Genomic DNA, 14,064 nt, shown 5'->3' with positions numbered 1-14,064 from the left:
ACACCCCGAGCCTGCGGCTCAGGGAGAGCAACGCCACCCCTCACCCCACGAAGTTCAACATCGGGCGGGACATTCCCTGGCCGTCTGCAGGAAGGTCATGCCGCCCGACAGGCAGGCCAGCGCCGCATGCACCTGGTCGCGCTCGGCCGCCCAGGTCGTTGTATAGGCGGGTAGGGGCGAGGTCCACGGCACATGCGCCTGCCCGTCTTGCTCTGACGAAAGACCAGCAGACCGTTGCGGCCGACATGCTGTCGCCCGAGCTGCACCGCGCCGATCGTGCGGGTGCCGGTCCAGAAGACCAGCACGAAACAGGCGCGCTGGACGGTGCCGATTGGCCAGTGCGCGCAAAAGGCCTCGATCTCGTCGGCCGACCACGGGCTGCAGCCTGCCTTCTCTACCGGCGCCTTTGTGCAGGCCTGCGGACGGGGTAGCACTAGGTTGTCGAGCATCCTATCCGCCAGCAAACGCTTCAACCTGGCGTTGTCGTCCCCAGGCTGCTTCAGCCGCCTGGCGTCTGACAGATCCATCCCGCCACACCTGGCCTTCAGCTTGTAAAACAAAGCGGGGTTCAGGCCGTGCTTGCGGCAAACCTCCGTGGGGGCCATGCCAGCTTCCTGCTCTTTGATCATCCCGATGGTCTGCGCTTCAGTGAGACGGCTTTTCCTCATGCCGTCTGCTCCTTCAAAGGTTGCGCAGACTCTCCATCAGATTGAGGGAACTGCCGGTGGGCAGGTCAGGATCAAAGACCAGTGGCAGGTCAGAAGATCACCAACACCCTTGTGACGCGGGAGCCATCCCTACACGGTCCGAGGCCGATGCTGACCGCCCCCGACAATCGGACAACCGTTTCGGATCAGATTTCCAGGGCCTCAAGTTTCCATGGCCTCAAGCTGGTCGATCAGTCCTTCGATCACTGACAGGCCCTTGTCCCAGAAGGCCGGGTCCGAGGCATCCAGTCCGAAGGGCGCCAGCAATTCCTTGTGGTGGCGCGATCCCCCCGCTTTCAGCAGGCCGAAATAGTGGGACTGGAAGTCGGGCAGACCGTCCTCGTATGCGGCATAGAGCGCGTTCACCAGCCCGTCCCCGAAGGCATAGGCATAGACGTAAAAGGGCGAGTGCACGAAATGCGGAATGTAGGTCCAGAAAGTCTCGTATCCCGGCATGAATTCAAAGACCGGACCAAGGCTTTCATGCTGGACCTGCATCCAGAGCCTGTTGATGTCATCGGGCGTCAGTTCGCCTTCGGCGCGGGCGGCGTGCAGGCGACATTCAAAATCGTAGAAGGCAATCTGCCGGACGACCGTGTTGATCATGTCCTCGACCTTGCCGGCCAGCAGCGCCTTTTTCTGGGCGGGATCAGAGGCCTTGGCCAGCAGCGCACGGAAGGTCAGCATCTCGCCGAAGACAGATGCGGTTTCCGCCAGCGTCAGGGGCGTGGAGGCCAGCAATTCCCCCTGACCAGCGGCCAGGCGCTGGTGAACGCCATGGCCCAGTTCATGTGCCAAGGTCATCACGTCGCGCGGTTTCCCGAGGTAGTTCAGCAGGATATAAGGATGCGCCGTGGTGACGGTCGGATGGGCAAAGGCGCCAGGCGCCTTGCCGGGCTTGACGCCGGCGTCAATCCAGCCCTTTTCGAAGAAGGGCCGTGCCAGATCGGCCAATTCGGGCGAAAATCCTGCATAGGCATCCAGAACCGTAGCCTGCGCCTCGGACCAGTCGATCAGGCGCGGCGTGTCGCTGGGCAGCGGCGCGTTGCGGTCCCAGACCTGCAGCTTGTCCAGCCCCAGCCAGCGCGCCTTGAGTGCGTAATATCGATGAGACAGGCGCGGATAGGCGGCGGTCACGGCGTTGCGCAGCGCCTCGACCACTTCGGGTTCGACATGGTTGGACAAGTGGCGGCTGTGCTGGGGCGAAGGCATCTTGCGCCACTTGTCCTCGATCGCCTTTTCCTTGGCCAGCGTATTGTGGATGCGCGCGAACAGGCCGACATTGGCGGTAAAGACCTTGGCCAGTGCGCGGGCGGCCGCCTCGCGGCGCGCGCGATCATGGTCGGTCAGCAGGTTCAGCGTGGCTTCCATGCCAAGCGTCTCTCCGTCCACGTCAAAGGTCAGCGCGGCGATTGTCTCGTCGAACAGGCGGTTCCATGCGGCAGCACCCACGACGGAATTGTCGTGCAGGAATTGTTCCAGTTCATCGGACAACTGGTGCGGGCGCATTGCGCGCATTCGGTCGAAAACCGGCTTGTAGCGCGCCGGGCCATCTGCAGCAGCAAAGACGGCGTGATAGGTTTCGTCCGGGATGCGGTTGAACTCGAGGCGGAAGAACACCAGCGGCGCCGTCAGATCGGTAATCCTGCCCTGAAGGTCGCCCATCTGCTTGGCGCGGAGAGGATCGGTCGTGTTCTGGTAATAACGCAGCCCGACATAGGACATGATGCGACCGGCCAGGATCTCGATCTGCTCGTATTCCTCGATGCAGGCCAGCATTTCGGCAGGGGTCAGGTCGGCCAGGCGGCCTTGGTAGGCGTTTGCAAAGCGGGATGCGCGTTGGCCCAGAGCCTCGGTATCGGCCGCAAGTTCGGGGCTGTCGGGCGCCGGGTAGAGATCGGTCAGATCCCATTCGGGCAGGGCGCCAAAGTCGCTTTTCGCCGGTTCCTGCGCTTCAAGTGCCATGCTGCCTGCCATGTTCGTTCCTTTCCTTTGCCCGCCCAGATGTGGACGCTGAGACAGAGGGACGCAAGGGGGTGCTCTTTCGTCGGGGATCGGTAAGCGTCCATGCGCCTCGCGGCCGCAGATGAGGCGCGGCCCATCCCGCTTCGGGGCAGACTGGACCGGCGCCGTGCCTGGCGCCGATCATCAGACGATTTCGCCCGCTGCCATCCGGTCCAGGAAGTCCGCGGCCTCGGCCCGGATCGTCTGGCGCCTCGTCTCGTCCATCCGATCCCATGTCGCATAGATGCGCCCGATGCGTGGATTGCGCGCAAATCGCTTGCGATGCCGGTCGAGAAAGTCCCAATAAAGCAGGTTGAACGGACAGGCATCGGGTCCGGTCCGCGCCGCGACCTTGTAGGCGCAGCCCTTGCAGTAATCGGACATCCTGTTGATGTAGTTTCCCGAACTGACATAGGGCTTCGACGCCACCACGCCGCCATCGGCGAATTGGCTCATGCCGATGACATTGGGCGCCTCGACCCATTCATAGGCGTCGATATAGACGGCCAGATACCATTCGTGGACCTGCGCAGGGTCGATCCCGGCCAGAAGCGCGAAATTGCCGGTCACCATCAGGCGCTGGATGTGATGGGCATAGGCATGATCGCGCGTCTGCCCGATGACCCTGGCCATGCAGTTCATCCGTGTCGGTGCCCCCCAGTAGAAGGCCGGTAGGGCGCGCCGGTGGTCCAGCAGGTTGCGCGCGGTGTAATCTGGCCCTTCCAGGAAATAGATCCCTCGCATGAACTCGCGCCAGCCCAGGATCTGACGAATATAGCCCTCGGCCGAATTCAGCCGCACCTCGCCCCGCGCATAGGCCTGCGCTACGGCCTCGCAGACCTCGCGCGGCGACAGAAGCCCCGCATTGATATAGGGCGACAGCAACGAGTGGTGCAGAAACGGATCCCCTTCAAGCATAGCATCCTGATAGGGGCCGAACTCGTCCAGGGCATGGCGGAGGAAATGGTCCAGCATTCGCAGCGCGCCCGCGCGGTCCGTCGCCCAACGAAAGGGCCGCAGCCGACCGAAATTCCCGGGAAAACGCGCTTCGACCAGATCCAGAACCGCCTGCGTTTCGGCATCGGGTTCGCAGACCGGGGGTCTCACGCGCAACAGATCGCCCGAGGCGGGCTTGCGATTGTCGTGATCGTAGTTCCACTGCCCGCCCTCGGGCTGATCGCCCCGCATCAGCAGGCCGGTCTTGCGGCGCATCTCGCGATAGAACCACTCCATCCGCAATTCCTTTCGGCCCTCGGCCCAGGCCTCGAATTCTGCGTGGCTGGCCAGGAACCGGTCATCGGCGCGCTGATGCACCGGGATCGGCAGATCGCCCAAGGCCCCGATCAGCCGCCATTCGCCCGGCTCGGTCGCGATCACCTCGCGCAGACCTCGCGCGGCTGCCAGGCGCAGGATCTCGCCCGCGATCGACTGGCTGTTGTCGGGATCATCCAGCCGCGTATAGACAACCTCCAGGCCGCGTGCGCGCAGCTCTCCCGCGAATTTCCGCATCGCTGCAAAGATGAAGGCGATCTTCTGCGGGTGATGGCGGACATAGCTGGCCTCGTCCATCACCTCGGCCATCAGGACGACATCGCCGGTCTGCACCTCGCGCAGGGCGGCGATGTCATGCGAAAGCTGGTCTCCCAGCACAAGGATCAGTCGGCTCACGGGTTCCTCGAACGGGTGGCGCCCACCCAACGTGCCTTGCGCCGCCCCCCTTGCAAATGCGTCGGGGTGCCGCGTGCGTCGCGTGCCACCGGTCCGGCCTTTGCCTTGGTCCGAATATCCCGGGGAGTCCGCAGGACGGGGGCAGCGCCCCCCCCCAGCCACCACGGCCATCAGCGCCGCCAGATCCAGGAATGTCCCGCCAGCGCGCCCTGGGCCTTGGCCAGCAGGCGTAAACCTGCAGGCTGGCCACACCGTCCTTCGGCCAGCCGCTCCACCGCCAGTTCGGCGGTGCAGGGCAGCCCCGTGATAGGATCGCGGTATCGCGGATAGGCGATCAGGCAGGCATGGGCCAAGGCCTCGAGCGATGGCCTCGCCCGGCGGCGCGGCAGGCCCGGCCCAAGATCGCGCGTCAGCCCCCAGCCCGCATAAAAAGGCCGGCCAAGCGTCGTGACCGGCACGCCACGCAAAAGCGCCTCGAAGCCAAGGGTCGAGGTGATGGTCCAGACCTCGTCCGCCGTCCCGATCAGGGTCAGCGGATCGGCCCGGTCTGCGACATGGTCGGCCAGGGCCGCCAGCGCCTCGGGCGCGATCAGGCCGGGGCGCAGACCGGCCTCGACATCGGGATGGGGCTTGTAGATCACCTGCGCATCGGGGTTCTCGGCCCGCACGCGCGCCAGCAGTGCCAGATTGGTCCGTTCGACACCCGCCCCGCGCAGGATCGAGGCGTCGTCCTCGACCTGACCCGGAACCAGGATGCGCCGCCGCCCGTCCGCCGGGGGCAGCTTTGCACGGCCGCCCAGGTTGTATTTCGTCAGCCTGGCCGTGATCAGCGCCGCGATCAGCCGCGCTGCCCGTGCCTCGCCGCCCGGGGGCGGTCCGGCCTCGATCAGCGCCTCCAGCCGAGAGGGCGCCTGCGGATCGAAATAGATCCCCAAGTCATCCGCGACGACCGAAAGCGGCGGCGTCAGCGCCGCGCCCAGACCGCGCGAGCGCAGGAACCCATCCTCGACACGGATCGCCTGTGGGACGGCCTCGGCCGCACCCGCCCAGGCCAGCGTAACCTGTGCCGAAGGCCGAGACTGGAACCGCACGGGTCGCGCATCGCCGAACTCGCGTGCCACAAGGCCTCGTTTCCACAGCCTGATCCCATAGGCCCTGTGGCCGTTGCGATCCTGGCGGAAGGCCTTGGCCTCGGCCTCGATCTGGTCCAGCGCGCCGTCGAAATCGGTCAGCTGGTCGCGGCAGGGGTCATACCAGACCGGGCCGGTCAGGTGGCTGGCTGCGAACAGCGCTTCGGGTGTGGCACGGCCCCGGCGACCCTTTGGCATGGGTTGTTCATCATCGCTGAGGCCCCAGCCCGCATAGAAGGGGCGCCCGAAAAGGCGCGGCCTGTGGCCCGCCAGCAGGGCCTCGTAACCAAGCTGCGAACTGACCGCATAGACCCGTGCCGCCCCCTCGACCAGCCGCCAGGGCGAGACGGCCCCATCGCAGAGCATGTCGCCGTGACGCAGATCCTCGGCCGTCAGATGGCCGGGGCGCAGACCCTGTGCAGTTTCGGGATGGCTGCGGATCACGATGCGGTGGCCGGGGTTTTCGTCACGGGCGGCTTGGAGCATCGTCAGGAACAGCGCGCGCCCCGCACCGCATAGCGAGGCATCGCCCCGCGTCTGGTCGATGACCAGCACATAGCCCGGTTCCGGCGCCCGCAGGGCGGGGTCGTGGGCGTTGTATTTCGACAGATCGGCTGCGCGCAGCCGGGCCAGGCCCTGGCGGGCGCGAGCCCTGGCTTCAGGTGACAAGGGCGCGCGGATAAGGCGCTCCAGCAGCGAGGGTTGGCCCGGGTCGAAATGCAGCCCTTCGGGGTCGATCAGCAGGCCGACAGGCCCCCGCCGCGCCAACGCGCCCCGCGCCCTGCCGGGCAGGATCGAGCGCAAGAACGCGTCCTCGACCGTGACCACCTGAGCGCCGGTCAACTCTGCGATACGACGCCCGCGCCATGTGGTGGGGCTGGCCCCCCAGATGCCCACTGCACCATCCGGTCCGGGCAGGCCCAGGACCGGCTTCCAGCCCGCCAGGGTCAGGATGCGCGCAACGCGCCGCTGCCGCAGGAAGCCCAGGTTGAAAACATGAAGCCGCCGGGGGATCCCGGCGGCTTGTGGTCTTTCGGCCTGCATGGGCGGATCAGTTGCCCAGATTCGACAGGCGGTCGGCAGTGGCTGCGCTGCCTGTGATCGCGCCCAGCGTCTTTTGCCATTGGACATAGGGCGCCTCGGTGACATAGAGCGTGTCGCCGTCGCGGATGATGAAGTCGCGGGCCAGGAACAACCCGTTCGGGCGCGTCAGGTCAAGCACATAGGCAAAGCGCGTCGTGGTGGAGACCGGGCGACCCAGGACGCGGCTGGCCACAGAGGGCGGCTCGTCGCGCAGGATGAAGACGCCGGTCGGGTCGGCCAATTGTGTGCTGAGGCCGCCGACCATGGCGATGGCTTCGACCGCATTGATCACCTCGTTGCCAAGCGGCACGCGCGTCTGGCCGCCAAGCGCGCCAAGCGAGGTGAAGGCGCGCTGATCCTCTTCCACGATGACCAGGTCGCCAGGACGCAGGGCGATGTCATTGGCCGGGCTGGTATAGAGGTCGGTCAGCCAGACCTTGCCGGATTCAGCGCCGCGCTTGACGGTGATGACCGCGACCTCGGGGGGGATTGTGACGCCACCCGCCCGCGCCAGCATGGCCGACAGCGTCCGGGTCGGCCGCTCGATCGGATAGACGCCCTGCGCGCCGACCCGACCCATGACCGAAACCGTCGCGCCGTCGCCTGCCACCCGCGTCACCGAGACCTGCGGATCGGGCGTGCGGACCGAAAGCTGGTCTGTGATGATCTGGCGCAGCCGGTCGGGCGTGTTGCCCGCTGCGCGGATCCGGCCCGCATAGGGCACGAAGATGAAGCCGTCGCTGTCAACCTGGATCTCGGTCAGTTGGGCGGAACTGGCCCCGGCCGATGTCAGAAGCCCGTCCTGCACGTTTTCCCAGATCGCCAGGCCCAGCCGGTCGCCAGCCCGGATCTCGTCGGCGCCGACCTGGGCTGCGTTGCGGAAGCTGGCCGAGAAGCCGAATGCAGGTGCAAAGGCCGAGGCGCGTGTCACATGGTCGTTGACGTAGATGACATGCGTATTGCCGCCTTTCTCGACCGATCCACGAAAGATCTCGGTCTTGTTGGGGCCGGAACGGGGGAGGGCGCAGGCCGCCAGCAGGGCAAGCGACCCGATCATCACCAGCCGGAACACGGCCGACGCGCGGAAAGAGACTGTCACCTCTGATACTCCTGTTATTGTCGTCCTGTCGGGTCGGACGCCTTTGCGCGCAATTTAACGGGGAATGACCATTGCCGCTACTGCAATTGCGGCGGTCCGAGGGATCACCGCTCGCGCTCGGACGGTTGGTGCCGATGGGTCACGTGGCCGGCAGCCAATGCCTGATAAGGGTCTTCGGGCGCCAGCATCATGTCGGCGATCAGCCGCAGCGCGTGGGCGCGCGAGCGTCTGGCGTAAAAGCCGCCGGGGATCTGGCTGGTCTGCAACAGATAATCGCGAAAGACCCGATAGGCCTGCGGGTCGGGCGGCATGGGCCGGGCAAAGAAGCTGTCCAGATCCTGGTCGGATACGAGGCCCGGCTTGTCATAAACCGCCCGGCCAAGCGCCTTGACCGGGATGCCGCGCCACAGCGCCTGCTGCGCGCCGGTCGAATTGACCGTGACGACGGCGCGGGCATGAGACAGGATCTCGGCCAGCTTGCCGCCGCGGATGTAGTGGATGCGGTGCAGGCAGCCATTGCGTTCGCCCGCCGCCTGGATCGCGGCACGGTTGCGTGCGCGTCCATCCTCCAGCGGGTGGGCCTTGAAGACCAGATGATGATGGCGCGGGGCCGAGCGCGCGAAGGCGTCGATCACCTGGTCGATGAACTGCGCATTGCGGGTAAAGGGCGAATGGCCCAGGAAGTTGCTGTCATGTTCAAGCTGCATCAGCACCAGGTTGAAGGGCCAGCCTGCCAGGCGCAGGCGGCGCCATTGCAGGCTGCGCTGCGCCGCATGGAACGGTGCCAGAACCAGCCGCCGGGCATTCAGACGCACCTCGGTTGCAACCGGGATCGCGCGGTGGCCGCGATAGGCGCGGTAATCGCCGTTCATCAGCAACAGCAGCAGGTGATAGAAGAGGCCATAGAACTTGTGCTGTCGCATGTCCCCCCAATGGGCGGGCGGGCGACGCACCTCGCTGACCTGTTCGCGCAGCGCCGCGCGCATCTGCGCCAGGGGTATCCGCATGAGCGGGGAATGGCCGTTCGAGCCCTCGCGCTCGTAGCTGATCCAGTAGGGGCGCAGATAGCCCTCTTCAAAGACATGGACGGTAATACCGCGTTCGGCGGCCCTGTCGCGGGCGATGGCGTGAATCTCGCGCACGTCGCCGTAAAGCACGATGTCGGTGACGCCCCTTTCGGTCAGGATGCGGTCAAGATGATCCGGCCAATCCGCGACGTTGCCATGATGGGGAATGTAGCGGTCGCGATCCGACCAGAAGAACTGGTCCCCCGCATTGAAGCCGCAACGCCAGACCGTCGCGCCCGCCGCCGACAGCAGCGTGGCCAGACGATCAAAGAAAGGCCCGTGCGGGCCTTGCAGCATCAGAAAGACGCGGTCCGCTGCGGCAAGGGGCGGTGCGGGGGGCTTCGCGCCTGCGTTCAGCGATGGGACCGGATTGTGGTGATACATGGGGCAATCGTTATTCCAGGCGACTGATGTTACTGATCCTGTCATCGCACGAGTCGGCCCGTCGCGCCATGAATTTGTATCGCAGATGCATCGCAGATGTATCGCAGATGCATCGCGCCCCGATCCTTGGGCGCGCTTGCGGCCCGATGCCGCCTGAACGGGCTTCTTGCACGCGCCGGGGGTTTCGCCTAACTCGCGGGGCAGGTTGCAGGGAAGGAAAGCGATGTTCACCGGGATCATCACCGATATCGGCCGGGTGCTTGCGGTCGAGACGCGGGGCGACATGCGCGCCCGGATCGGCTGCGGCTACGACATGGAGAATGTGGATATCGGTGCCTCGATCGCCTGCGATGGCGTGTGTCTGACCGTGATCGCCAAGGGGGCGGATTGGTTCGACGTGGACATCTCGGCCGAGACCCTGTCCAGGACGAATATCGGCACGGCGGGCTGGCCGGTCGGCAAGCGGCTGAATCTGGAACGCGCGTTGCGCGTGGGCGATGAACTGGGCGGCCATATCGTCAGCGGCCACGTGGACGGCGTGGCCCGAATCACCGAGGCGCGGCGCGAGGGCGACAGCCTGCGGCTGGTCCTTGATGCACCTGCCGCGCTTGCACGTTTCATCGCGCCCAAGGGCTCGGTCGCGCTGAACGGCACTTCGCTGACCGTGAACGAGGTCGAGGGCACGCGGTTCGGCATCAACCTGATCCCGCACACGCAGCAGGTCACGACCTGGAGCGATGCGGCCGAGGGCGATGCCGTCAACCTGGAGATCGACACGCTGGCCCGCTATGTCGCCCGTCTGGCCGAGGCCGACCAGACCATCGGGTATCCGTGACGCGGCGCCCGGCCTCTGGCTCTTGCGGTTCGGCTGGGCTAGATCAGGGGCAATCGCTGGAAAGGTAAGCCCATGCAGTATGAAAAGCCCGGCCCTGTCGAGACGGACCTGTCCGACGCGATCTCGCCCATCGAGGAGATCATCGACGAGGCCCGCAACGGCCGCATGTTCATCCTGGTCGATCACGAGGATCGCGAGAACGAGGGCGATCTGGTCATCCCCGCGCAAATGGCCACACCCGACGCGATCAACTTCATGGCCACGCATGGGCGCGGGCTGATCTGCCTGTCCTTGACGGCGGCGCGGATCGAGGCGCTTGGCCTGGGACTGATGAGCCCGCGCAATTCCAGCCGCCACGAGACCGCCTTTACCGTTTCGATCGAAGCGCGCGAGGGCGTGACGACCGGCATCAGCGCCCATGACCGCGCGCGCACGATCAGCGTGGCCATCGACCCCACGAAAGGGGCCGCCGACATTGCGACGCCTGGCCACATCTTTCCGCTGCGCGCAAGAGACGGCGGCGTTCTGGTCCGGGCGGGCCATACCGAGGCCGCCGTGGACATCTCGCGGCTGGCCGGCCTGAACCCGGCTGGCGTGATCTGCGAGATCATGAACGACGACGGCAGCATGGCGCGGCTTCCCGATCTGGTGGCCTTTTCGCAGCGCCACGGCTTGAAGATCGGCACGATCAGCGACCTGATCCGTTATCGCCGCCGCCACGACAATCTGATCGTCGAGCGCGCACAGCGCCAGGTCGTGTCCGAGCATGGCGGCGAATGGATGATGCGCATTTTCGCCGACGAGACGCAGGGCGCCGAGCACATCGTCCTGACCAAGGGCGATCTGACCGCGCCGGGTCCGGTGCTGGTGCGGATGCACGCGCTGGACCCGCTGCACGACGTTCTTGGCGTGCAGCGGGGATCGGGCGGCAGTCTGCCCGCGGCCATGCGGGCCATTGCCGCCGAGGGGCGCGGCGTCGTCGTTCTCATCCGTGATCTGGTCGAGAAGATCACCCGGCCCGGCGAACCCGCGCCTCATATCCTGCGGCAATACGGGCTGGGGGCACAGATCCTGTCTGCGCTTGGCCTGTCGGAACTGATCCTTCTGACCAATACGGCGCCGGTCAAGGTCGTGGGGCTTGACGGCTACGGGCTTTCCATCCATTCCACCCGGCCTATCCCCAAGGACTGAGCCCCAAGGACCGAGTCATGGCATCCCATTCCGAGCAACATGACCTGCCGCTGCCGCATTTCGACGCGCCCGTGCGGCTGCTGGCGGTGGTCGCGCCCTATTATCGCGCGATCGCTGACGACCTGTTGGCCGGCACGCGCGCCGTGGCCGAGGCCGCCGGAGCGCAGCTTGACATCGTCGAGGTGCCGGGCGCGCTGGAAATCCCGACCGCCATCGCGCTTGCCGCGCGGGCCGGGCAGCATGACGGCTTCGTCGCGCTTGGCTGCGTGGTGCGCGGCGAGACGACGCATTACGACACGGTCTGCAACGACAGCTCGCGCGGGCTGACGCTGCTGGGCCTTCAGGGCATCTGCATCGGCAACGGCATCCTGACCGTCGAGACCCTGGCGCAGGCCGAACGCCGCGCCGATCCCGCTGACTTGAACAAGGGGGGCGCCGCCGCAGCGGCGGCTTTGCATCTGGTCGCGCTGGCGCGCAGTTGGCGGTCCGCGCCCGGTCGCGCCATTCCCCATGATGTGATCCGCCTTGCGGGCGAACTGGACGGGCAGGGTCGCGCATGAATTCGGACACCGCTACTCCGCGTCCCGACCGCCGCAGCCTCAGCAGCGCCGCCCGGCTTTACGCCGTGCAGGCCCTGTTCCAGATGGAGGCGGCCGGCCAATCGGCCGAGCGCGTCACGCGAGAGTTTCAGAACTACCGAATCGACGCCGATGACCGCGACGGGCCGACCGCGGCCGCGGACGAGGATCTGTTCGCCCGCATCCTTGACGACGCGGTGACCTGGCAATCGCGAATCGACAAGGCGACTGATCGCGCGCTGGTGGCGCGCTGGCCCATTGACCGGATCGACCCGGTTCTGCGCGCGATGTTCCGCTCTGCCGGGGCGGAGCTTGTGGCGGCAAAGGCACCGCCCAAGGTCATCATCTCGGAATATGTCCGTTTGACCGAGGCGTTCTTTCCCGACGGCAAAGAGCCGAAATTCGTCAACGCTGTGCTGGATCACATTGCTCGGGAACTGCGTCCCGAAGCGTTCTGACGGCTGCAGACGCTTCGTTTGCACTCGGGCCTGGTCCTTGCGGCCGGGCCTTTTGCGTTGCCGCGACAGGAATTTCGGCACAGGATAGGCCGCGTTGCGTTGACCGGTGTGGCGTGATGGCAACAAGTTTTGAACCCGGAGAACGTGCACTTGATGCCTTTTTTATGTGCAGTCACGGAAGTGTTGCAAAGTGCCAAGATCGGCTGCCAAGCGATCTTGCTGGACTTTTCAAGAAAAATACATGGTAAAAGGCAGGTTTCGCTTGTGGCGCAAAAGTTGCATCACAAAACATGTCTTTCGTTTTTGAGCAAGCTGTTGCCGATTGCGCCGATACCACAATGGACTCACGTTTTCGGCATCGCGCCTTGTTATGCGATGGGGTTTGAACCGGCCCGCCGGGCGCTTAGTTTTCATGCCAGCAGAGATGCTCCGGCATATGAAGGCCGGACAGACGACGCTCAGTTCGTGAGGATGAAGAAGATGAAAAAGATCACCCTGTTGACCAGCACTGCCGCGATCATGGCTGCACTGTCGGTTCCCGCCATGGCTCAGGTGGAGCGTTCGACCGGCGCCACCGCTGTCGGCATCACCGCGATCGACGACCGCATCACCGACATCGAAGATGCTGTGCGCGACGATTTCGACCGTTCGGCTGATCCCGACCGCTTCGGCCCGGCCGACCGCCGCACCGGCCTGTTCGGCACCATGTCGCTGAGCTACACCGGCCGCACCGGCAATACCGAAAATCAGGATCTGGCGATCGCTGGCCGCGTCAACTACAATCAAGGTCAGTTCGCGCAAAGCGTTGGTGTCTCGATCGAGTATGGCGAGAATGAGGACGGCACCCGCGACACCGAAGAGACGCAGGCGATCTACGACGCCCAGTATTACTTCAACGACCAGTTCTACGGCTTTGCGCTGGGCAGCCTGAAGGTTGATGGCCTGGTGAACGGGACGAACCGCCCGGACGATCTGCGCCGCGACGGCTTCCTTGGCTTCGGTCCGGGCTACCGCATCATCAACACCCAGGACACCGCATGGCGCGTTCAGGCCGGTATCGGCATCCGCTACCAGCAGACCGGCGCCGCCTTCTCGGGCGACGAAGGTTCGGTGACCGAGACGGGCTACATCGCCTCGTCGCGCCTGTATCACCGCTTCAACGACTTGGTCTTCCTGACCAACGACACCGACTACCTGGGTTCGAGCGATGCGAATGACCGCATCACCAACGAACTCGGCCTCAACTTCCGCGTGTCGGATCAGCTGGCGACCCGTGTGAGCTATCGCACCGAGTATGTCGAGAATCGCGACATCCGCACCGACAACCGGCTGGGCGTCGCCGTGGTGTACGGCTTCTGATCGTTTCCCCGATCAGGTCTCTCAAGTCTCTCTGGCAGGGCGGCCCTCGGGCCGCCCCTTTTCGTATGATGCGGTGTTGGATGATGTCGGATCAGGGGGGTGGCGGGAACCACAGCGACCGCGGCGGCGTCAGATTTCCCGAAAGCCTGATCATTCAGGTGGGCACCGGGTAACGTGACCAGGGTCACGACAGAGCCAGCACCCTCGGAAAACTTATAGGCCAGTGGAAAAATGGCCGCACGCGCGAAGAGCAGAAACCCGCCAGCACTGAAAATAGGGGTATCTCGCGCCGATTTCAATCCAGGCGCAGGTTGGCCTGAGGGCAAGGCGATTCTGTCACAACCCATGGGTGACGCGGATGAGGTGAATATTTCCCTATAAGTATCAAAACCTTGCAAGAAATTTTCATTGTCCTGTCATTTTTCCGCTTGCGTCTTCTGTTTGGTGCGCCTATTTACCGCTTCACCGAAGGCGGGGACGCTGACGGTGCTGGGGTGGCGC

At 65.2% G+C, this 14,064-nt stretch carries 10 protein-coding genes and 1 pseudogene; 5 read left to right on the top strand and 6 right to left on the bottom strand.

What is annotated here, in order from left to right:
* Positions 1–428 precede the first annotated feature (428 nt).
* The 6 genes and pseudogenes from KY389_RS14705 to KY389_RS14680 form a co-directional block, all read right to left on the bottom strand.
* A pseudogene (locus KY389_RS14705) lies at positions 429–668 on the bottom strand (transposase); the annotation flags it as partial.
* Between the two features lie 201 nt (positions 669–869).
* On the bottom strand, positions 870–2,684 hold the full coding sequence (locus KY389_RS14700; protein WP_219831724.1) for a M3 family oligoendopeptidase: 1,815 nt from the start codon (positions 2,682–2,684) through the stop codon (positions 870–872).
* Positions 2,685–2,855: 171 nt separating this feature from the next.
* Positions 2,856–4,379 (bottom strand): cryptochrome/photolyase family protein, encoded by a 1,524-nt coding sequence (locus KY389_RS14695; RefSeq protein ID WP_219831723.1) that lies wholly within the window; start codon positions 4,377–4,379, stop codon positions 2,856–2,858.
* Positions 4,380–4,549: 170 nt separating this feature from the next.
* Positions 4,550–6,553 (bottom strand): capsular polysaccharide biosynthesis protein, encoded by a 2,004-nt coding sequence (locus KY389_RS14690; protein ID WP_219831722.1) that lies wholly within the window; start codon positions 6,551–6,553, stop codon positions 4,550–4,552.
* Positions 6,554–6,560: 7 nt separating this feature from the next.
* Positions 6,561–7,649, bottom strand: coding sequence for a polysaccharide biosynthesis/export family protein (locus tag KY389_RS14685; RefSeq protein WP_219831726.1), 1,089 nt, complete (start codon positions 7,647–7,649; stop codon positions 6,561–6,563).
* Positions 7,650–7,795: 146 nt separating this feature from the next.
* Positions 7,796–9,142: a capsule biosynthesis protein gene (locus KY389_RS14680; protein WP_219831721.1), complete on the bottom strand. Its 1,347-nt coding sequence runs from the start codon at positions 9,140–9,142 to the stop codon at positions 7,796–7,798.
* Between the two features lie 223 nt (positions 9,143–9,365).
* On the opposite strand from KY389_RS14680, the gene KY389_RS14675 reads away from it, so the two are divergent.
* From KY389_RS14675 to KY389_RS14655, 5 genes are all read left to right on the top strand, one after another.
* Positions 9,366–9,977 carry a riboflavin synthase gene (locus KY389_RS14675; RefSeq protein WP_219831720.1) on the top strand — a complete coding sequence of 204 codons (612 nt, stop codon included), beginning with the start codon at positions 9,366–9,368 and terminating at the stop codon, positions 9,975–9,977.
* 72 nt (positions 9,978–10,049) lie between these two features.
* On the top strand, positions 10,050–11,168 hold the full coding sequence (gene ribB, locus KY389_RS14670) for a 3,4-dihydroxy-2-butanone-4-phosphate synthase (protein WP_219831719.1): 1,119 nt from the start codon (positions 10,050–10,052) through the stop codon (positions 11,166–11,168).
* A gap of 17 nt (positions 11,169–11,185) precedes the next feature.
* A complete protein-coding gene (locus KY389_RS14665; RefSeq protein WP_219831718.1) occupies positions 11,186–11,728 on the top strand; it encodes a 6,7-dimethyl-8-ribityllumazine synthase in 543 nt (180 codons plus the stop codon).
* Positions 11,725–12,204 (top strand): transcription antitermination factor NusB, encoded by a 480-nt coding sequence (gene nusB / locus KY389_RS14660; protein ID WP_219831717.1) that lies wholly within the window; start codon positions 11,725–11,727, stop codon positions 12,202–12,204. Before KY389_RS14665 ends, nusB begins: the two co-directional genes overlap by 4 nt.
* 183 nt (positions 12,205–12,387) lie before the next feature.
* Positions 12,388–13,563 (top strand): DUF481 domain-containing protein, encoded by a 1,176-nt coding sequence (locus tag KY389_RS14655; RefSeq protein ID WP_246588168.1) that lies wholly within the window; start codon positions 12,388–12,390, stop codon positions 13,561–13,563.
* Positions 13,564–14,064: the final 501 nt, after the last annotated feature.

The organism is Paracoccus bogoriensis, assembly GCF_019431455.1.
Taxonomy (GTDB): domain Bacteria; phylum Pseudomonadota; class Alphaproteobacteria; order Rhodobacterales; family Rhodobacteraceae; genus Paracoccus; species Paracoccus bogoriensis.
The sequence above is the reverse complement of the archived record's forward strand: the minus strand, read 5'-3'. Positions and strand labels throughout refer to the sequence as shown.